Origin of the sequence: Streptomyces sp. NBC_01017 (genome assembly GCF_045162795.1) — a bacterium.
GTDB lineage: Bacteria > Actinomycetota > Actinomycetes > Streptomycetales > Streptomycetaceae > Streptomyces > Streptomyces machairae.
The window spans coordinates 2,246,545-2,265,583 of sequence record NZ_CP108683.1 but is presented as its reverse complement, the minus strand read 5'-3'; the positions used below and the strand labels follow the sequence as shown (position 1 = coordinate 2,265,583).

Annotated in this window: 19 protein-coding genes and 2 pseudogenes; 10 read left to right on the top strand and 11 right to left on the bottom strand. The window is 71.2% G+C overall.

Going from position 1 to position 19,039, the window contains the following annotated elements:
• Positions 1–42: 42 nt before the first annotated feature.
• Together OG331_RS10565 and OG331_RS10560 are read right to left on the bottom strand one after the other, a co-directional pair.
• Positions 43–852: an SAM-dependent methyltransferase gene (locus tag OG331_RS10565; RefSeq protein ID WP_406194334.1), complete on the bottom strand. Its 810-nt coding sequence runs from the start codon at positions 850–852 to the stop codon at positions 43–45.
• Positions 853–1,010: 158 nt separating this feature from the next.
• The gene (locus OG331_RS10560) at positions 1,011–1,877 is read right to left on the bottom strand and encodes a hypothetical protein (protein WP_406194331.1); all 867 of its coding nucleotides are present in this window, start codon (positions 1,875–1,877) and stop codon (positions 1,011–1,013) included.
• Positions 1,878–2,114: 237 nt separating this feature from the next.
• On the opposite strand from OG331_RS10560, the gene OG331_RS10555 reads away from it, so the two are divergent.
• Genes OG331_RS10555 through OG331_RS10525 form a run of 7 tightly spaced genes read left to right on the top strand, consistent with a single transcriptional unit; the run spans position 2,115 to position 9,068 of the window.
• Entirely contained in the window at positions 2,115–2,756 is a 642-nt protein-coding gene (locus OG331_RS10555) for a helix-turn-helix domain-containing protein (RefSeq protein WP_406194329.1), read from the top strand.
• A gap of 52 nt (positions 2,757–2,808) precedes the next feature.
• Positions 2,809–4,173, top strand: coding sequence for a M24 family metallopeptidase (locus OG331_RS10550; RefSeq protein ID WP_406194327.1), 1,365 nt, complete (start codon positions 2,809–2,811; stop codon positions 4,171–4,173).
• Positions 4,173–5,150 carry a thiamine pyrophosphate-dependent dehydrogenase E1 component subunit alpha gene (locus OG331_RS10545; protein ID WP_406194324.1) on the top strand — a complete coding sequence of 326 codons (978 nt, stop codon included), beginning with the start codon at positions 4,173–4,175 and terminating at the stop codon, positions 5,148–5,150. Before OG331_RS10550 ends, OG331_RS10545 begins: the two co-directional genes overlap by 1 nt.
• A complete protein-coding gene (locus OG331_RS10540) occupies positions 5,138–6,118 on the top strand; it encodes an alpha-ketoacid dehydrogenase subunit beta (protein ID WP_406194322.1) in 981 nt (326 codons plus the stop codon). The genes OG331_RS10545 and OG331_RS10540 overlap by 13 nt, the downstream gene beginning before the upstream one ends.
• Positions 6,119–6,154: 36 nt before the next feature.
• A complete protein-coding gene (locus tag OG331_RS10535; protein WP_406194319.1) occupies positions 6,155–7,507 on the top strand; it encodes an amidohydrolase family protein in 1,353 nt (450 codons plus the stop codon).
• A complete protein-coding gene (locus OG331_RS10530) occupies positions 7,504–8,379 on the top strand; it encodes a cupin domain-containing protein (RefSeq protein ID WP_406194316.1) in 876 nt (291 codons plus the stop codon). Before OG331_RS10535 ends, OG331_RS10530 begins: the two co-directional genes overlap by 4 nt.
• Positions 8,376–9,068 (top strand): SDR family oxidoreductase, encoded by a 693-nt coding sequence (locus tag OG331_RS10525; protein ID WP_406194313.1) that lies wholly within the window; start codon positions 8,376–8,378, stop codon positions 9,066–9,068. The genes OG331_RS10530 and OG331_RS10525 overlap by 4 nt, the downstream gene beginning before the upstream one ends.
• A 39-nt stretch (positions 9,069–9,107) precedes the next feature.
• Here the strand turns inward: OG331_RS10525 and OG331_RS10520 are convergent, their stop codons facing one another.
• The 5 genes from OG331_RS10520 to OG331_RS10500 form a co-directional block, all read right to left on the bottom strand.
• Positions 9,108–9,926 (bottom strand): SAM-dependent methyltransferase, encoded by an 819-nt coding sequence (locus tag OG331_RS10520; RefSeq protein ID WP_406194311.1) that lies wholly within the window; start codon positions 9,924–9,926, stop codon positions 9,108–9,110.
• 50 nt (positions 9,927–9,976) lie between these two features.
• Positions 9,977–10,624, bottom strand: a complete 648-nt coding sequence (locus tag OG331_RS10515; protein ID WP_406194309.1) for an endonuclease — start codon at positions 10,622–10,624, stop codon at positions 9,977–9,979.
• Complete coding sequence (locus OG331_RS10510) at positions 10,621–10,953, bottom strand: DUF3140 domain-containing protein (RefSeq protein WP_406194307.1); 333 nt, start codon at positions 10,951–10,953, stop codon at positions 10,621–10,623. The genes OG331_RS10515 and OG331_RS10510 overlap by 4 nt, the downstream gene beginning before the upstream one ends.
• A 67-nt stretch (positions 10,954–11,020) precedes the next feature.
• A complete protein-coding gene (locus OG331_RS10505; protein WP_406194304.1) occupies positions 11,021–11,503 on the bottom strand; it encodes a Dps family protein in 483 nt (160 codons plus the stop codon).
• Between the two features lie 126 nt (positions 11,504–11,629).
• Positions 11,630–12,448 carry an alpha/beta fold hydrolase gene (locus OG331_RS10500; protein ID WP_406194301.1) on the bottom strand — a complete coding sequence of 273 codons (819 nt, stop codon included), beginning with the start codon at positions 12,446–12,448 and terminating at the stop codon, positions 11,630–11,632.
• A 132-nt stretch (positions 12,449–12,580) separates the two neighbouring features.
• Between OG331_RS10500 and OG331_RS10495 the strand changes: the two genes are divergently transcribed.
• Complete coding sequence (locus tag OG331_RS10495) at positions 12,581–13,768, top strand: thiolase family protein (protein WP_406194299.1); 1,188 nt, start codon at positions 12,581–12,583, stop codon at positions 13,766–13,768.
• Between the two features lie 66 nt (positions 13,769–13,834).
• Entirely contained in the window at positions 13,835–14,608 is a 774-nt protein-coding gene (locus tag OG331_RS10490; RefSeq protein ID WP_406194296.1) for a sulfite exporter TauE/SafE family protein, read from the top strand.
• Between the two features lie 11 nt (positions 14,609–14,619).
• On the opposite strand, the pseudogene OG331_RS10485 reads toward OG331_RS10490, so the two are convergent.
• Positions 14,620–15,429, bottom strand: a pseudogene (locus OG331_RS10485) (HAD-IIA family hydrolase); the annotation flags it as partial.
• 53 nt (positions 15,430–15,482) lie between these two features.
• Positions 15,483–16,934, bottom strand: coding sequence for a hypothetical protein (locus tag OG331_RS10480; protein WP_406209899.1), 1,452 nt, complete (start codon positions 16,932–16,934; stop codon positions 15,483–15,485).
• A gap of 202 nt (positions 16,935–17,136) precedes the next feature.
• On the opposite strand from OG331_RS10480, the gene OG331_RS10475 reads away from it, so the two are divergent.
• Positions 17,137–17,883 (top strand): cobalt-precorrin-6A reductase, encoded by a 747-nt coding sequence (locus OG331_RS10475; protein WP_406194294.1) that lies wholly within the window; start codon positions 17,137–17,139, stop codon positions 17,881–17,883.
• Here OG331_RS10475 and OG331_RS10470 read toward each other — a convergent pair.
• A pseudogene (locus OG331_RS10470) lies at positions 17,873–18,109 on the bottom strand (hypothetical protein); the annotation flags it as partial. The gene OG331_RS10475 and the pseudogene OG331_RS10470 sit on opposite strands and share 11 nt — an antisense overlap.
• A gap of 85 nt (positions 18,110–18,194) precedes the next feature.
• A complete protein-coding gene (cobF, locus tag OG331_RS10465) occupies positions 18,195–18,968 on the bottom strand; it encodes a precorrin-6A synthase (deacetylating) (protein ID WP_406194291.1) in 774 nt (257 codons plus the stop codon).
• Positions 18,969–19,039: the final 71 nt, after the last annotated feature.

The window sequence follows — 19,039 nt, the reverse complement described above, 5'->3', positions numbered from 1 at the left end:
TCCGTTCCGGTCCGGGTCGGCACGTGTGGTCCCTGCTGGGCGTCAGGGTTTCACGGCGACCCCGCCGTACTGCGGCACCGCGGCGGGAGCGTCGGGGGCGCGCCACTGCGAGCAGGACACCATGCCCGGCTCCAGCAGCTCCAGCCCTTCGAAGAAGGCGGCGATGTCCGAGCCGCTGCGGGCCGTGATCGGCGGCGTGGCGTTCTCGTTCCAGAACTTCATCGCCGGGATCTGGCCCTCGCCGCCGAGCTCGGAGTCGAACGTCGGGTGCGTCAGGACCAGGTGGCTGCCGGAGGGAACCGCGGCCAGGACGCGCCGTACGATCTCGCGGGCCTTGTCGTAGTCCAGGACGAAGTTGAGGATGCCCAGCATCATCACCGCGACCGGTTCGGTGAAGTCCAGGGTCTGCGAGGCGCGTTCGACGATGGCGTCGGGGTCGTGCACATCGGCGTCGATGTAGGCGGTGACGCCCTCGTGGGTGCCGGTCAGCAGCGTGCGGGCGTGCACGAGCACGATCGGGTCGTTGTCGACGTACACGATCCGTGAGTCGGGGGCGACGCGCTGGGCGATCTCGTGGGTGTTGTCCGCCGTCGGCAGTCCGGTTCCGATGTCCAGGAACTGCCGCACGCCCTGCTCCTCGGCCAGGCAACGCACCGCCCGGCCGAGGAAGTCGCGGTCCGCGCGGGCGATGTCCCGGATGATCGGGAACATCCCCGCGACATGCTCGCCGACCTGCTGGTCGACCTCGTAGTTGTCCTTGCCGCCGATCCAGTAGTTCCACACGCGCGCGTTGTGCGCCACACCGGTGTTCAGCCTCGCCGACCCGCCCGACGGGGTGTGGCCATCACTCACGACTCGTCCTCTCCTCGCACGCACGACCGAAACCGGCCATCGCCGCCATTGTGCCGCTCCGTTGATCACGCTGTCCCGTGAATCGGCAGAGCCGGGAGGGCGGTTGGGGCGGGCGGTGCCAGTGCGGCCGGGGGGGGGAGAGGGCGGCGCCGGCTGAGCTACTCGATCTCGCTGGGGCTCGCGGCCGGTGACTTCCCGGCCAGGACGTCCTTCAGGCGCTGGGTGCCGAGCTTGACCGCCTGCTCCACGGAGTCGTGCTCGTTCCCGTCGAGGCCGCCCGCCGTGACGGTGATCGCGTCGTTGCCGACACGTACGGCGGCGACGTCCAGGGTCAGCGTGGCCTGCTCGCCGCCGGTCGTGCCCTGCACCGTCACGCGCAGGCCCGCACGAGCGTCACCCACATTGGGCAGCGAGGTCTCGATGACCTGGACGGTGCGCTCCTCGCCGTTCTCGGTCATCGTGAACTGGTCGCACTCGTCCGGCAGCTTCGCCATCCAGTTCAGGGAGTCCTGCGGGTCGCTGCGGTCGTAGGACGCGACCTGGTACAGCAGCCGCGAGTCGTCCTGCGTGAAGCCGCGCAGCGCGTTCGCTCCCGACGGCTTGCCCAGCAGGTCGTCGTCGTAGAGCGAGTCCATGAGCCGCTGGCAGTCGGCGGCGTCGGCCTTGGCGGTGAGGAAGTCCGAGACGTCCACCGTGCCGATGAGCAGGCTGTCGTGCCAGTTCTCGGCCTCGGTGTCCTTGACCTGGGTCCAGTCGTCCTCGATGTCCGCCTCGGTGATCAGCGCGGTCTGTGCGCCGGACTCGGTGAGGGCGGCGCCCCCGGTGGGCGAACCGGTCGTGGTGGGCGAGCCGGGCGCGGTGGGGGAGCCGGTCGGCTGCTTCCTGGCGGCGGGGGACGCCGTGACACCGGAGGCCCGCGAGCCGTCCTTGTCGCCGTCGTCCGAGCAGGCGGCGGTGGCCAACAGCGTTCCTGCCGCCAGGGCCGAGGAGAGGACGCGGACGAGTCGGGACGTACGACGGGTCATCGGGGTGCCTCCTGAGAACGTGACGAGTGTGCTCAGCGCACCACCGGAACCCTCGGCACACCACCGGCACCGGCCCGTTCGAGTGACCGCCCCCGGGAGCGCACCGACGCCTCAGCCGCTGGTTGTTCGTGGTTGGGCGCGCACTTCTCCCCCGCCTCTTGAGCCCTTGCAGTACCGCAGGTGCTCCGCTCGCTGTTCAATGAGAGCGAACAGCCCTGCCCTGTGAGAGGAACCCTCATGCCCCCCGCCGACGTCCCGCCGGTAGGCACCCGCATCCGGCAGGCCCGCCTGGCGCGCGGGACGAGCCTGCGGGCGCTCGCCCGGGAGGTCGGCGTATCGGCGAGCCTCGTCTCGCAGATCGAGAACGGCAAGAGCCAGCCGTCGGTCAGCACCCTCTACGCCATCACGACAGCCCTCGGCATCTCCATCGAAGCCCTCTTCGAGGCGGGCGAGGTGACAACGGCCTCCCCGGCGGCGGCAGCCCCCGGCACCGTCCTGCACGCCCTCGCCGCCTTCGCCGCCGACCCCGGCCGCCGGATCGGCCCGCTGGTCACGCCGGACGAGCGGGAGGCGCTGGAACTGGACTCGGGCGTCGTGTGGGAGCGTCTCGGCCATGTTCCCGGCAGCGACGTCGACTTCCTGCTCGTGACGTACCGGCCCGGCGGGGCCTCCTCCAGCTCCGGTGGCCTCATGCGCCACACCGGCACCGAGTACGGCTGCCTGACCTCGGGCGAGCTGATCCTCACCCTCGGTTTCGACGAGTACACGCTGCGTCCCGGCGACGCCGTCTGCTTCGAGTCGACGACCCCGCACCGCTACCGCAATGATGGGGACGTACCGGCTACGGGCATCTGGTTCGTGTCCAGCGTTGTTCAGTGACACTTGACACCCGCGGCGTACAGTCGTTGACTCCCAAGCGGGGGTGGTCGCCATGGCGATCCGCACTTTCGGACCCAATGCCGTCGACTGGGAAGAACGCGTCGACCTGGACCGGCTGCGCAAACAGCGGCTGGCCCGCCTGGGCGAGACCCTGAACCGCTCCGATCTCGGCGCGGTGCTCAGCTTCGACTTCGCCAACATCCGCTACATGACGGCCACGCACATCGGCACCTGGGCGATGGACAAGCTGATCCGCTTCGCCCTGCTGGTGCGCGGCGGCGAGCCGATCGTCTGGGACTTCGGCTCCGCAGCCCGGCACCACCAGCTCTACAACCCGTGGCTCGACTACAGCGACGGGAAGGAAGGCAGCCCGCCCACCGGCGCCCGCGCCGGCATCTCCACGCTGCGCGGTGCCTTCCACCCGCAGGCCGGGATCGACGCGGACGTCGCCGCGAAGATCGCCGGCGAGCTGCGCGCACACGGTCTGGCCGACGAACCGCTCGGCATCGACGTCGTCGAGATGCCGGTTCTCACCGCCCTGCGCGCCGAGGGCATCGAGGTCGTCGACGGACAGCAGGTCTTCCTGGAGGCCCGCCGCATCAAGACACCGGACGAGATCTCCCTGCTCACCCAGGCCTGCGCGATGGTCGACGCCGCGTACGAGGAGCTGTACGGCTACTTGCGTCCCGGCGTGCGCGAGAACGAGTGCGTCGGGGTGGTGAGCAAGGTGCTGTACGACCTCGGCAGCGAGTACGTCGAGGGCGTCAACGCGATCTCCGGCGAGCGCTGCTCACCCCACCCGCACGTCTACAGCGACCGCCTGATCCGTCCCGGAGACCCCGCCTTCTTCGACATCCTGCACAGCCACCTCGGATACCGAACCTGCTACTACCGCACCTTCGCCGTCGGCAGCGCCTCCCGCGCCCAGCGCGACGCCTATGTGCGCTGCCGTGAGTACATGGACCAGGCCATCGACCTCGTCCGCCCGGGCGCCACCACCGCCGACATCGTGCAGGTCTGGCCGCGCGCGGAGGAGTTCGGCTTCGCCGACGAGACCGCCGCGTTCGCCCTCCAGTACGGCCACGGCGTCGGACTGTCGATCTGGGAGAAGCCGATCTTCAGCCGGCTGGTGTCCCTGGACCATCCCGAGGTCCTCGAGGAGGGCATGGTGTTCGCGCTGGAGACCTACTGGCCCGCCGCCGACGGCTGGTCCGCCGCCCGCATCGAGGAGGAAGTGGTCGTCACCGCCGACGGCTGCGAGGTCATCACCAAGTTCCCGGCGGAGGAACTGCTGGTGGCGGGTCGCAAGTACTGGACGGTCGGCGGCGAGCTGAACACCCGGCGCGAGTCGCAGTCCCACCTCAACACGTCCCGCGACTCCTCCCGCGGCACATCCCGTGACGACGGGGCGGGCTGATGGAACCGGCCGAACTCCTCGCCGCCTACGAGCGGATGGCCGTCATCCGCCGCACGGAGAAGGCCGCCCACGACCTGTTCCTGCAGGGCCTGGTCAAGGGCACCACCCACCTCGCCGCCGGGCACGAGGCCATCGCCGTGGGCGCGAGCGCCGCCCTGCGCCCCGACGACTATGTCTTCGCCACCTACCGCGGACACCATCACGCGATGGCACGCGGCGCCACACCCGAGGAGTGCCTCGCCGAACTCATGAGCCGGGCCACGGGGTTGTGCGGGGCCAAGGGCGGTTCCATGCACATCACCAAGGCGTCCACGGGCATGCTCGGCTCGTACGCCATCGTCGGCTCCCACCTCCCGATGGCGGCCGGCGCCGCCTGGTCGGCCCGGCTGCGCGGCACCGATCAGATCGCGGTCGCCTTCTTCGGCGACGGCGCCACCAACATCGGCGCCTTCCACGAGGCACTCAACCTGGCCGCCGTATGGAAGCTGCCGGTGCTGTTCGTCTGCGAGAACAACCTCTACATGGAGTACACGCCGATCGCCGACGTCACGGCGGTGCCCCGGCCCGCCGCCGACCGGGCGCCCGCCTACGGCATCCCGGGCGAGGTGGTGGACGGCAACGACGTCCTCGCGGTCGAGGAGTCGGTGGCCCGGCTCGCGGCTCGGGCCCGGGCAGGAGACGGGCCCGCGCTGCTGGAGGCGCTGACCTACCGCCACTTCGGGCACAGCCGCTCCGATCCGGCCACCTACCGCCCGGCCGAGGAGGTCGAACGCTGGCTGAAGCACGACCCGTTGGACCTGGCGCGGGGACGGCTCGTCGAGATGGGGGTGTCGGAGGCGGTGATCGGCGAGGCGGACGGCCGGGCGACCTCCCTCGTCCAGAAGGCCGTCGAGGCCGCGAAGGCGGCGCCCGCGCCCGATCCGGACGAGGCGCTCACCGACGTATGGGCGGACGGGGGTGCGGCGTGGCGGACCTGATCAGCTACCGGGAGGCGGTCGCCGAGGGCATCGCGCGGGAGATGCGGCGCGATCCGTCCGTCGTGTGTCTGGGCGAGGACATCGGCGCGGCGGGCGGGGTGTTCAAGACGACCGTCGGGCTGTTCAAGGAGTTCGGACCCGAGCGGGTGTGGGACACGCCGATCTCCGAACAGGCCATCGTGGGGGTCGCCATGGGCGCCGCGATGACCGGGATGCGGCCGGTCGCCGAGATCATGTTCTCCGACTTCCTGGCCTGTTGCTGGGACTACCTCGCCAACGAGATCCCCAAGGTGCGGTACATGACGGGCGGCCAGGTCACCGTCCCGCTCGTGGTGCGCACCGCCAACGGCGGCGGGCTCGGCTTCGGCGCGCAGCACTCCCAGGCCACCGAGAGCTGGGCGCTCACCGTGCCGGGTCTGAAGATCGCCGCACCGGCGACCCCCGCCGACGTGATCGGCATGATGGCGGCCGCGATCCGCAGCGACGACCCGGTCGTCTTCTTCGAGCACAAGGCGCTGCTCGCCGCCAAGGGCGCGCCCGCACCGCCGGACCACGTCGTCGAGCTGGGCCGCGCCGCAGTCGTCCGCGAGGGCGCCGACGTGACCCTCGTCGCCCTCGCCTCCATGGTGCCGCTCGCGCTGCAGGCCGCCGACCTGCTGTCCGGCGAGGGCATCGAGTCGGAGGTCATCGACCTGCGCTGTCTGGTGCCGCTGGACATGAGCACCGTGCTCGCGTCGCTCGTGCGGACCTCGCGGCTCGTCACCGTCGAGGAGAACCCGTATCAGGGGGGCTGGGGCGCGACGGTCGTCTCCGTCGTCGCGGACGAGGGGTTCGGCCTGCTGGACGCGCCGGTGAGGCGGGTGGCGGGGGAGTGCGTCCCGCTGCCGTTCGCCGACGCGCTGGAGGAGCAGGTGATCCCCACCGTCGACAAGGTCGTCACGGCCGTGAGGACCCTCACCGCCTATTGAACGTCCCGTCCGAAACACCGCATGGGAGGAAGAGCGATGCCCGATCGGATACTCCTGCGAGCCGGTCACGTGCTGTCGATGGACCCCGCTGTCGGGGACCTCCCACAGGGGGACGTCCTCATCGAGGACGGGAAGATCACGGCGGTGGAGCCGGACATCGGCGCCGACGCGGAAGTGCTCGACATGACCGGCCGTATCGTCATCCCCGGCTTCGTCGACACCCACCGCCACACCTGGGAGGCGTCGATCCGCAACGTCGCCCCCGACGCCACCCTGGACGACTACTTCGTCGACATCCTCGACTCCTTCGCACCGCTCTACACCCCCGAGGACGTGTACGCGGCCAACCTCGCGGGATCGCTGGAGTGCCTGAGCGCCGGCATCACGACCCTCGTCGACTGGTCCCACATCAACAACACACCCGCGCATCCCGACGCCGCGATCCAGGCGCTCACGGAGACCGGCATCCGCGCGCAGTACGCGTACGGCAGCGCCAACACCTCACTCGCCGACTACTGGTTCGACAGCAAGATCGCGGTCCCGGGCGACGACGTACGACGCATCCGCAGCGCCTACTTCTCCTCCGACGACGGCCTGCTGACCATGGGACTGGCCACCCGCGGCCCCGGATTCTGCACCAACGACGTCGTCACCGCCGAGTGGGCCCTCGCCCGCGAGCTGGGCATCCCGATCACCGTGCACGTGGCGATGGGCCGCCTGGCGGGCCGTTTCGGCATGGTCAAGCAGCTGCAGGGCCTGGGGCTGCTCGGCCCCGACACCACCTATGTGCACTGCTGCTACTTCAGCGAGGAGGAGTGGCAGCTGGTCGCCGACAGCGGCGGCACGGTGTCGATCGCGCCGCAGGTCGAGGAGCAGATGGGGCACGGCTGGCCGCCCGTGATGAAGGCCATCGAGTACGGACTGCGGCCCTCTCTCAGCATCGACGTCGTCACCACCGTGCCCGGCGACATGTTCACCCAGATCCGCGCGGCCTTCGGCGCCGAGCGCGCCCGCGTCAACGCCGACTGCTGGAAGGCCAACCTGCCCGTCCCCGAAACGATGTTGACGGCACGTCAGATGCTGGAGATCGCGACACGCAACGGCGCCCACGTCGCGGGCGTCGAGGACCGCACCGGCTCCCTGACCCCCGGCAAGCGCGCCGACGTCGTCGCGATCGACGCCACCGCGCTGAACGTCGCCCCGGTGCACGACGCGGCTGCCGCGGTGACGCTGTCGGCGGACGTCTCCAACGTCGACACGGTCATCGTCGACGGCGTGATCCACAAGCGCGCCGGCCGGCTCGTGGCCGACGTCGACCGGGCCCGGCGACTGGTCCAGGAGTCCCGCGACCGGCTCCTGGCCGCGAAGGAGGCGAAGAGCGCCGCATGACCCGACACCTGGTGCGCCGGGCCGCCGACGTCCCGGTGCCGCCCTACGACGAACTCGGCCACTGGCGACGGGAGTTGGTCGGCGAGGGCGACGGCAGCGTGCACACCGGCTTCGGCCTGTGCGAGATACGGCCCGACGGCCGGGTCGGCGCGCATGTGCACTCGTACGAGGAGAGCTTCCATGTGCTCGACGGGGCAGTGATCCTCGATACGCCCGACGGGTCGTACCTCCTCGAAGAGGGCGACTACGGCCTCCTCCCGACCGGCGTCCCGCACGCCTGGCGCGGCGCCGGGGACATCGCCGGACGCTGGGCCGACATGCTCGCGCCGGTGCCGCGGGCCCGCTACGGCCACGACACCCAGGCGGTGCCCGCGCTGCCGGACCGCGACCCCGTCCGCATCGACGTCCGCGACCCGCGCACCCGGTCCTTCGGCCACTTCGAGCCCGCGCAGATGGACCCCGGCAAGCAGGCGCAGGACCTGCTCGCGGTGTCGGCGAGCATGCGCACCGCCTTGCTCGTGTACAGCGGGATCACCGTGAAGATGATGGTCGACAGCGATCTCGGCGCGGTCGCCTCGACCATGTTCATGGTGCAGTACGCCCCGGACGGGGTGGCCGGCACGCACGACCATCCCTTCGAGGAGACGTACCTGTTCCTGGAGGGGGTCGCGCACGCCACCTTCGACGGCGAGCGGTACCGGCTCGGGCCCGGCGACCTCGCGTGGGCGGGCGCCGGTTGTGTGCACGGGTTCGCCAACGCGGGGGAGGGGCCGCTGCGTTGGCTGGAGACACAGGCGCCGCAGCCGCCGCCGCGGCACTCCTACCGGTTCACGCGGGACTGGGAGTATCTGAGGGAGGCGCTGGGGTCATGAGCAGTGTGCTCGTCGTGGGCGGCACCTCCGGGATCGGCCGCGAGTTCGCCCGCTCCCGCGCACAGCGGGGTGACGAGGTGGTCCTCACCGGCCGCGACGCCCATCGCGCCGACACGGTGGCCAAGGAGATCGGCGCTGCTCAGGGCCTCGCCCTGGATCTGTCGCAGCCCCGGGAGATCGCCGCGGCGCTGGCCGGCGTCGGGCGTCTGGACCACCTGGTGATCGCGGGCGTCTCCCGGGACGACAACCGGGTCACCGACTACGACATCGACGCCGCCGTGCGTCTCGTCACGCTCAAGCTCGTCGGCTACACCGAGGTCGTGCACGCCCTGCGTCCACGGCTGCACGACGACAGCGCGATCGTGCTGTTCGGCGGACAGGCCAAGGAGCGCCCGTACGTCGGCGCGACGACGGTGGCGACCGTCAACGCGGGCGTGGGCGGCCTGGTGAACACCCTCGCCGTCGAGCTGGCGCCCGTACGGGTCAACGCCGTGCATCCCGGGGTCGTGGGGGACAGCCCGTACTGGCTGGCCAAGCCCGGGGAGGTGCTGGCGGGGCTGCGCGCCAGAACGCCTACGGCGCGGCTCGCCACGATGGCGGACGTCGTGGACGCGGTGGACTTCCTGCTGCGCAACCGGTCGGTCAACGCGGTCGAACTCGCGGTGGACGGCGGGTGGTTGCTCGGGTGAGCGGATTCGAGCCGGGGGCTGGGGCAGGGCTTCTTGTCTTCAGGGCTTCAGGCCGACCGCGCCGTACAGCGACACGGGGATTTCGTTCGCCCCGAGCTCGCCCGCGCCCGGCCGCCAGTCCGACAGGGAGACGATCCCCGGCTCCAGCAGCTCAAGTCCCTTGAAGAGGCGGCCCATTTCGGCGTGGGAACGCGCCACGAGCGTCACCCCGCTCGCGTTGTACGCCTCGATGCCGCGGCGGACGTTCTGCGGTTCGAAGTCCGCCGTCATCGCCGACAGCACCAGACAGCTGCCCGGCGCCAGCGCGCCGACCAGAGTGTCCAGGAGCCGGTGGGCGCCGTCGTCGTCCGCGATGAAGTGCAGCAGCGCGATCAGGGACAGGGCGACGGGCCGGTCGAGGTCGAGGACGGAGGCGGCCTGTTCGAGAATCCGCTCCGGCTCGCGCGCGTCGGCCTGCACATAATCGGTCACACCCTCGGGAGTGCCGCGCAGCAGGGCCTGCGCGTGAGCGAGCACGATCGGGTCGTTGTCGACGTACACGACCCGTGCGTCCGGGACGACGGACTGGGCGATCTGGTGCAGGTTGGGCTCGGTCGGGATGCCGGAGCCGATGTCGAGGAACTGCCGGATTCCCGTCTCCTCGACGACCGCCCGGGTGGCCCGCTGCATGAACCGGCGGTTGGCCCGCGCATGCCGCGGAGCGTCGCCCTGCATCGCGGTGATCCGGCGCCCGAGCTCCTCGTCGACCGGGTAGTTGTCCTTGCCGCCGAGGAACCAGTCGTACACCCGGGCCGGATGCGGTCTGCTCGTGTCGATACGGGATATGGCCGACTGGGTTCCCGATTCGGTCCCCGTCACGCAGGCCTCCTGTACTCGACAACGGGTGTGTTGCGAGCAGTCTTCCACGATCATGCGGCCCGGCGGAGACTGTCTTCGGCCACCTCCTTGTCGAGCGAGGCCCGCACCAACGCGGCGGCGAGTACGGCTGGTTCGGCGTTCCCGGCCAGGCCGGCCACCCGTTCCGGGTCCTTGGGCAGACCGAGCCGCTCGGCACCCGAGAGCGCCTTGGCGTCCAGGTAGGGCGCCACTTCGGGCCAGACCCGCTGGGCCTCGCGCAGAAAGATGTCGGCGCCGGCCGGGCCCATGCCGGGGAACTCCCGCAGCAGGCTGCGCAGTTCGGCGACGTCGCCGTCCGCCTCCTTGCGCAGCCGCCGCAGGTCGCCGCCCCACCGGTCGTTCAACAGCTCGGCGCCTTCGCCGAGTTGGGTGGCCGTGCGCTCGTCGTAGCGCCGGTAGCCGCCCCGGCCCAGCGCATCGACCCGCTCCTGCCAGTCGGCGCCGGCCATCCGGCGCGGATCGCGCAGCCCCGCGTCATACAGGGCGCGGGCGGTGTCGACGGCGATCGAGCCGCGGATGCGGGCACTGAGCAGGTGCGCGAGTACCAGCAGCCGGTACAGCGGCTGCGGGGTGTTCCGCAGCGGGATGCCGGCCTCCTCGGCGAACGTCTGCCCGTGTGCGCGGAGGAGTTCCCGTACGACCCGCTTGTCGTTGCTCACGGCCTCAGCGGGTCGTGGCCGATGGTCATCAGCTGATGGCGACGGCGGGTCTGTTCGGGCTCGGGCTCATTCTCGATGTCCGCCTCTTCGGTGACGGTGTCCACGACGTCGTACATGATCCGGACATCGTCGTCCGTGAGGTCCGTGCGACGCTTCTGGAGGATCGCGAGGACGTGCTGACCGGTCGGCGTGCCCGCCTGGTCCGGCAGCGGCTCGGTCTCCTCGTCCGCGTCACTGACCCGCAGCCAGGTGGCCAGTTCCTGCGAGGTCATGTTCACGACGCGGTGGAACTCCTGCCACAGCACGTCGAGTTCGAGGGCGTCGGTCACGGTGTGCCCCTTCCTTCCGGGTACGTCTCTGTGCGATGCGTCTCTGTGCGATGGGCGGATCGCGAGGTCACTCGTCGCGCGGCCAGTTCTCGGCGTCGAACATCCAGCGCTGCTTCTCCAGCTCGCTCGTGATGCCGATCAGCAGGTCCTGCGTCACCGGGTCCGGCTCGGCGGTCGCGTCGATTCGGGCGCGCAGCCGCTCTATGGCCGTCGCCAGGGAGTCCACGACGAGCTGGACGACCTCGTTGTCGCGCACCCAGCCCTCCTTGGGGCCGGGCAGCGTGTAGGCCGCGGCGATGGTCTCCGGCCGGCCGTCGGGCGGCAGGCCGAGTGCCGCGGAGCGTTCGGCGACCGTGTCGGAGAACGAGCGGGCCACCGAGACGACCTCGTCGAGCTGCAGATGGATCGAGCGGAACCGCGGGCCCACGATGTTCCAGTGCGCCTGCTTACCGATCAGTGAGAGTCCCAGAAGATCGACGAGAGTGCTCTGCAGGGCCTCGCCGGCGATCCGGCGAGCCGGTTCGGGAAGCGTGCTCTTGACGACAGTCATACCGAGCTCCTCCATTTTCTGGCGTGGTCTTGGCCAGTACGGAGCGATGCGACGCAGGCGCGACGCTGGTACCGCCCCATGCGGGCGCGGGTGCCCAGGGCGAACCGGTGCAAAACGCGTCGCGTCTCAGCGCGCGAACACACCGTCCAGGAAGTGGACCAGGTCCGCGAAGACGTCCGCCTTGTTCGTCTCGTTGAACACCTCGTGCCGGGCTTCCGGATAGATGTGCTCGGCATGGGGCGCCTCGCCCCCGCGCAGCTCCTCGATGCCGACGCGGCTGCCGGCGAGCGGGACCAGCCGGTCGTCGGCACCGTGCAGCCACAGCAGGGGCAGGCCTCCGATGTCGCCGCCCTTGGACACGGTGTCCAGCATCCGCGCGAACGCCTCCACCGTCGGCCGCTTCATCGGGCCGTGCCAGACCAGCGGATCCGCCACGTACGCCGCGCCCACCCCGGGATCGCGGGAGAGCGCGCCCGGGCTGATGGGCGTGTCGGGGATCTCGTCGAGGGCGAGCAGCCGGCGGGGCAGCTCCCAGTCGCCGATCACTGGCCCGGACAGCACCAGGGCGGCGAGCCCGTCGCCGTGGAGCTGGGCGTAGCGGGCCGCGATCAGGCCGCCCATGGAGTGCCCGACCATGACGACCGGCACATCCGGATGCGCGGCCCGGGCCAGTGCGGCGACCGCGTGCACATCGGCGACCACGTCCTCGAAGTCCTCGATCACGACACGCTCACCCGCCGACCTGCCGTGCCCGACGTGATCGGGTCCGAACACGGCCGCACCGTGTTCGACCAGGACGTCCGCCAGCTCGGCGTACCGGCCGGCGTGCTCGCCGTAGCCGTGGATCACGAGGGCGAGGCAGCGGGGCCGGTCGCGGCCCGGCCACTCGCGTACGACGATCGATCCCCGGCTGCCGTCGAGTACGTGCTCGCGGGCGTCGGCCATGGCTCCTCCGGCTGCATCGGTGGCGGGTTTCCAGGGGATCTTCCCAGCGGGCGGCAACCCGGTCTATAGTCCAAAACTAGCGGTGCTAATTAACAGGGTGCCGATCCATCCGGCCCGGTCAGGAGTCCTGTCGTGCGTCCCGTCCACTTCGCGGCCGCCCGCCGCACCCCCATCGGCAAACTGCGCGGAGCACTGTCGTCGGTACGGCCCGACGACCTCGCCGCGACCGTGATCCGGGGCCTCGTCGCCGAGGTGCCCGCACTCGACCCGGCGCGCATCGACGACGTCTACTGGGGCGCCGCCAACCAGGCAGGCGAGGACAACCGCAACGTGGCCCGTATGGCCGCGCTCCTCGCCGGGCTGCCCGAGTCGGTCCCGGGCGCCACGGTCAACCGCCTGTGCGCGTCCGGCCTGGAGGCGGTGACGTCGGCCGCCCGGACCATCGCGGCGGGCGAGGCCGACATCGTGCTCGCCGGCGGCTCCGAGTCGATGAGCCGCGCCCCCTTCGTCCTGCCCCGCCCCGACGAGGCGCTGCCCCACCGCATCGAGACCGTCGACACCCGGCTGGGCTGGCGCCTGGTCAACCCGGCGATGAAGGAGCTGCACGGCCTGCTGGCCATGGGCGAGACGGCCGAGGAGGTCGCCGAGCGATACGGCATCCCGCGCGAACGGCAGGACGACTTCGCGCTGCGCAGCCACCAACGGGCCGCCGAGGCCCGCAAGAACGGCCACTTCGACGACGAACTCCTGCCGGTCGAGCGCCCGGACGGCGTGCTGGTCGACAGCGACGAGTGCATCCGCGAGGACACGTCGTACGAGAAGCTGGCACGGTTGAAGCCGGCCTTCCGGCAGGGCGGCACGGTCACCGCGGGCAACGCCTCACCGATGAACGACGGCGCCGCCGGACTGCTCCTCGTCAGCGAGGAAGCCCTCAACGAACTCGGCCTGGAGTCCCTGGGCCACTACGTCGCCGGCGGCTCGGCGGGCGTCCACCCCGACGTGATGGGCATCGGCCCGGTCCCCGCCACCCGCAAGGTCCTGGCCCGCGCCGACTGGACGATCGGCGACATCCAGGAGGCCGAGTTCAACGAGGCGTTCGCGGCGCAGGCCCTCGCGTGCGTCGACGAGCTCGGCATCGAACCCGAGCTGGTCAACGCGAGCGGCGGCGCGATCGCGCTGGGGCATCCGCTGGGCTGCTCGGGTGCACGGATCCTCACGACGCTGCTGCACCGGATGCGGCGGACGGGGGCCGAGCGGGGACTGGCGACCATGTGTGTCGGTGTCGGGCAGGGAAGTGCGGTGCTGGTGGAGAGGCATTAGCAATCTCCCAACTGGCGAGACGGTCCTTACCAGTACCTGTTGAATGCACATACCATCGGTCTCCGCATGGACACGATGACGCTTTGGCACATAACAGGCTGGGAGTTCGCCGCGCTCGCCTTCGCGGCCCTGCTCGTCGGCTTCTCGAAGACGGCAGTGAGCGGGGCCAACACGGTCAGCCTCGCGATCTTCGCCGCCGTACTCCCCGCCCGCGCCTCCACCGGCGTGCTGCTGCCGATCCTGATCGCCGGGGACGTCCTCGCCGTCCTCACCTACCGACGGCACGCCCACTGGCCCACGCTGTGGCGGCTGTTCCCCGCAGTCGCGGCCGGCGTCGTCCTCGGCACGCTGTTCCTCGTCTGGGCCGACGACGGCATCGTCCGTACGTCGATCGGCGCGATCCTGCTGATGATGGCCGGCGTGACGGTGTGGCGCCGCCGTACGGCCGAGCAGGAGGCGGAGCCGGACTCGGTCACCAGCCGGGCCGGCCGGGTCAAGGCCCGCTCGTACGGCGTCCTCGGCGGCTTCACCACGATGGTCGCCAACGCGGGCGGCCCGGTGATGTCGATGTACCTGCTGTCGGCCGGCTTCCGCAAGCTCGGCTTCCTCGGGACGTCCGCCTTCTTCTTCCTGATCGTCAACGTCTCCAAGGTGCCCTTCAGCGCCGGGCTCGGCCTGATCGACGGCTCCTCGCTCCTGCTCGACGCGGCGCTGGTGCTCTTCGTCGTGCCGGGTGCGTTCCTCGGCAAATGGGCGGTGAACCGGATCAACCAGCGGCTGTTCGAGCAACTGGTGATCGCGGCGACGGTCGTCGGCGGGCTCCAGCTACTGCTGCGCTGACCCCGCAGTTCCCTCAGCAGGGCGGGCAGATCGGCGAAGGAGTCGATCACATGGTCGGGCGTGCCGCTCGCGGCCCGGTGCGTCTCAGGCAGATACTTCCCGGTCCTGACCAGCACGCCCCGCACCCCGGCCCGCTGCGCCGCCAGCACATCGGACTCGACGTCGTCCCCGACCATCACCGCCTCGCCCGCGCCGGCTCCCACATGTGCAAGGGCCGCCTCGAAGAACGCGGCCGACGGCTTCCCCGTGATCTCCGCCTCGACCCGCGCCGCCTTCTCCAGGCCGGCCAGGAACGCGCCGGTGTCCAGCTGCAACCCGTCGTCGGTACGCCAGTACAGATTCCGGTGCATGGCCACCAGCCGCGCCCCGCGCTGCAGATGCCCGAAGGCCCGGTTCAGCGCCGCATAGCCGAACTCGGGCCCGGCGCCCCCGACGACCACGACGTCCGGAACGGACTGGCCGCCCGGGCCCGCGCCTTCGTTCCCGTCCTCGTCATCTCCGACGAGAGCGACTCCTTCCAGGTCCTCCCCGATGTCCCCGCTGTTCAGCAGCACACACCGCGCCCCCGGACAGTGCTCCGCCAGATACGCGGCGGTGACGGCGGGTGCGGTCAGGATGTCCTCGGCGGACACCGGGAACCCGGCGTCCGCCAGCGTCCGCGCGATCGACGCCCGGGTCCGCGAGGTCGTGTTCGTGACCAGCGCGACACCGAGCCCGGCCTCGCGGATCTCCCGCAGCGCCTCGACGGCACCCGGCAGCGGCTGCCACGAGACGGTGAGGACCCCGTCGATGTCGATCAGGACGGCACGCAGGGACTCCACGCCACGTACGGATTCCATGCCAGGACCATAGCCATCGATCCTCCCGGCACAGGTCAGGGCGCGATCCCGACACCCTCGATCCTGCTCCACGCCCGCTCCTGCGCCGACGTCATGGCGGGCCACCGCAGGCCGCCCGGACGCGGCTCGACGCGCGTGGCGTACGGGGCGGGGCGGGACGCCGGGTCGTAGAAGCAGCCGGTGCCGTACGTGCGGTCGAACGCCGCGCACGACGCCGCCACCGACCCGGCCGTCGGCTTCCGACCGCTGCGTACCCACTTGTCCAGGGCGGCAATGGAGTTGGCGTACTCGGCGTCGCTCAGCTCACTGTGCTCGGCCTCCCGCGTGAACGTCTGCACCAGGTGCCCGTCCCGCCGGGCCCCGTGCAGGGTGGCCCGGTAGGCGGCCTCGTGCTCGATGAACGCCGTCGGGTCGTCGATCGCGTGCATCGTCAGCACCGGGATCGAGACCTTGCCCGTGAGATCGCTGTCGTAGGACAGATCGCGTACGGCCGTGGGGTCGGGGGCGAAACGCTCGACACCGGCGTTGAGTGCCTTGTCGTCATGCGAACCGGAGTACCGGACGCCCTGGTTGCCGAACGGGTTCCGGTCCCCGAGGCGGTCGTGCACGATGTCCCGGAACGTGAAGGTCGCGAACCGCAGATGCGACTCCAGCGTGCGCTCCGGGATCCGCGTCACGGCGAGGATGTCGTCGAGGTTGCGCTGCTGGAGCGCGGTGCGCTCCTCGGGCGCCGACGCGTAGCCCGTGCACTCCTGCAGCCGGGCGCGCAGCCCGGCGCTGGTCATGGTCGAGCCGGCGCGCAGGCCCTGCCACAGCGGGTACTGCGGCTCGGTCGGGCGCGGGTGGTTGCCGCAGTAGTACTGGTAGACGACGCGCAGGTCGACGCGGTAGTCGTAGCCGCGCGAGCCCCCGCCGAGGACGCCGTTGGTGAGCAGCGCCCCGTCGTACGCCCCGCGCCGGTTGCCGTACGTCTCCACGACCTTCGCGGCGACGTTTCCGCCCCACGACTGGCCGTGCACAAACGTCCGCCGGGGCTTGCCGAACTCACCGACGAACAGTCGGCGCACGCTCTCCGTGTCCGCGGCGGCCATCCGCGTCCCGTAGCCGCCCCGTCGGTACGACGAACCCGCCCAGGCGTAGCCCTCCTTCACCATCACCGACCAGCGGCCCAGATCGTCGAGACTGCGGACGGGATCGGACTCCACACCGAGGTCGGGGCCGCCGTGGGCGTGCACGACGAGGGAGCCGTTCCAGTCGTTGGGCACGGCTATCGCGTAGTAGGCGCCGTTGGGGTCCCGGCCGGTGTAGCAGGTGGCCTTGTCGGCGACGGCTGCGGGGCATTCGGCGCGAGCCGGGCCCGCCGTCCCGCCTGTCTCTCCCCGAGCGTTCGACGCGCCGACGAGGAAGCCGGCGGCGAGGGCGCCTGCCAGCAGGGCGCTCAGCGTCGTACGCCGGTGGGGGGTCGGTGGGACAGATCCGCGGATCACTGCGTTGGTTCTCGTCCAGTCCAAGACGCTGCTCCTCGTTCCTCGTCGGCGCGTCGTCGAGCCGTGCGCCGCGATGCTAGGGAGCGGCGGGGCGAGGAACCACGGGTCTGATCGTTGTGTTCATAGTGTTCGCGGTGCACGCGCCGTTCGTGGCGCTCAGGGCGCCGGCATCGCGGCGGCAGGCACGACGTACGCTCGCCCCATGTCCCCCCGCCACGTCCTGATCCTCGGCGGCACCACCGAGGCCCGCGAGCTCGCCGCCGCGCTGGCGGCGCACCCCGGCGTCCGCGTCACCACCTCGCTCGCGGGGCGCGTGGCACGGCCGGGCGCGGTCGCCGGCGACGTACGCATCGGGGGCTTCGGCGGCGCGGAGGGGCTGGCCGACTGGCTGCGCGCCGAGCACGTGGACACCGTCGTCGACGCCACTCATCCCTTCGCCGAGTCGATCACCGCGAACGCGGTCCGCGCCGCCACGGCGACCGGCGTACCGGCGGTGGTCCTGCGCCGGCCCGGCTGGCGCCCCGGCCCCGGGGACCGCTGGCACGAGGTCGCGTCGCTGGACGGGGCCGCGGCCCTCCTGCCCGGCCTCGCTCACCGCGTCTTCCTGACCACCGGCCGCCTGGGCCTCGCGGCCTTCGCCCACCTGACGGACCTGCATTTCGTCGTACGCTCCGTCGACCCGCCCGAGCCACCGATGCCCCCGCACACCGAAGTACTCCTGTCCCGCGGCCCGTTCGCGCTCCCCGAAGAGTCGGCCCTCCTGCGCGACCACCGCATCGACACCCTCGTGACAAAGGACAGCGGCGGCACGGCAACCGCGGCCAAGCTCACAGCCGCCCGCCAACTCGCCCTGCCCGTCGTGCTCGTACGCCGCCCGCCGCTCCCGGAGGGTGTGGAGACGGTGCCGGATGTGGCGGGGGCGCTGGAGCGGCTCGGCCTCAGCCTGTGACGACGGAGGCGCGGAGACCGTCGATGGCGCGCAGGACCTCGTCGCGGTTCTTCGCGCGCTTGATCCAGGCGGGCAGGCGCCCGATGTAGGTCATCTTCCGCCCGTGCTCGTACCAGGGCGGCCGTTCCCGCAGCCAAGCCGCCACGAACCGCCTCAGCAGATCCAGATGTTCCAGGTTGTAGGCCCACACCACTCCGTGCCTGGTCCTGGTCTGCAACCACAGATCCGGCCGGGCACACCTCCCGCTTTTCGGCGCGGCGGGCTGAAGCCGGTGGTCGGCTGTGGTCCCAGTGGCACGGGGGGCGTAGCGCCTACTGCCCCTTCGGATTCCGGCGCAGCAAATACGTGTCCATGATCCAACCCTTGCGCTCCCGCGCCTCCGCGCGCAGGCTCTCGATGCGAGGTGCGGTCTCCGCGATCGGGCCCGAGGCGAGGATCTCGTCGGGGGTGCCGATGTAGGCGCCCCAGTAGATGTCGATGTCCTGGTCGGCGTACTGCCGGAAGGTCTGCTGGGCGTCCAGCATCACGACGACGTCGTCCACGCCGTCGGGGAAGCCTTCGGCAAGGCGGCGGCCGGTGGTGATCTGTACGGGGCGGGCGACCCGGTTGAGTCCCGTCCGGTGGCGGGCGACCAGCGCGGAGACGCTGCTGATGCCGGGGACGACGTCGTACTCGAAGGCCACGGCGCCCTTGGCCAGTACCTCCTCCAGGATCCCGAGCGTGCTGTCGTACAGCGCGGGGTCGCCCCACACCAGGAACGCCCCGGTCTCGTCCTCGCCCAGCTCCTCGGCGATCAGCTGCTCGTAGATCCCGGCGCGCGCACTGCGCCAGTCACCGACGGCGGGGGAGTAGGCGGTACCGCCGGCGGACCGGTCCCGCTCGGGGTCCCGGGCCTCGACCACCCGGTACGTCCCCTCCGGTATGTGCGCGTCCAGCATGTCCCGGCGCACCTGCGTGAGGTCCGACTTCACCTCGCCCTTGTCGAGGATGAAGAACACGTCCGTACTCCGCAGCGCCCTGACCGCCTGCAACGTCAGCTGCTCAGGGTCGCCCGCGCCGATACCGATGACATGAATCTTTCGCACACCCCGAGTCTGCCCCACGCCACTGACACCACCGACACCGCGTCCGGCGGGCAGGGGTGAGGCCCGCAGAC

Coding starts and splice junctions, on each gene's coding strand:
- OG331_RS10560 (WP_406194331.1), bottom strand. CDS start 1,877: ATGACCCGTCGTACGTCCCGACTCGTCCGCGTCCTCTCCTCGGCCCTG.
- OG331_RS10555 (WP_406194329.1), top strand. CDS start 2,115: ATGCCCCCCGCCGACGTCCCGCCGGTAGGCACCCGCATCCGGCAGGCC.
- OG331_RS10550 (WP_406194327.1), top strand. CDS start 2,809: ATGGCGATCCGCACTTTCGGACCCAATGCCGTCGACTGGGAAGAACGC.
- OG331_RS10545 (WP_406194324.1), top strand. CDS start 4,173: ATGGAACCGGCCGAACTCCTCGCCGCCTACGAGCGGATGGCCGTCATC.
- OG331_RS10535 (WP_406194319.1), top strand. CDS start 6,155: ATGCCCGATCGGATACTCCTGCGAGCCGGTCACGTGCTGTCGATGGAC.
- OG331_RS10530 (WP_406194316.1), top strand. CDS start 7,504: ATGACCCGACACCTGGTGCGCCGGGCCGCCGACGTCCCGGTGCCGCCC.
- OG331_RS10525 (WP_406194313.1), top strand. CDS start 8,376: ATGAGCAGTGTGCTCGTCGTGGGCGGCACCTCCGGGATCGGCCGCGAG.
- OG331_RS10505 (WP_406194304.1), bottom strand. CDS start 11,503: ATGACTGTCGTCAAGAGCACGCTTCCCGAACCGGCTCGCCGGATCGCC.
- OG331_RS10500 (WP_406194301.1), bottom strand. CDS start 12,448: ATGGCCGACGCCCGCGAGCACGTACTCGACGGCAGCCGGGGATCGATC.
- OG331_RS10490 (WP_406194296.1), top strand. CDS start 13,835: ATGGACACGATGACGCTTTGGCACATAACAGGCTGGGAGTTCGCCGCG.
- OG331_RS10475 (WP_406194294.1), top strand. CDS start 17,137: ATGTCCCCCCGCCACGTCCTGATCCTCGGCGGCACCACCGAGGCCCGC.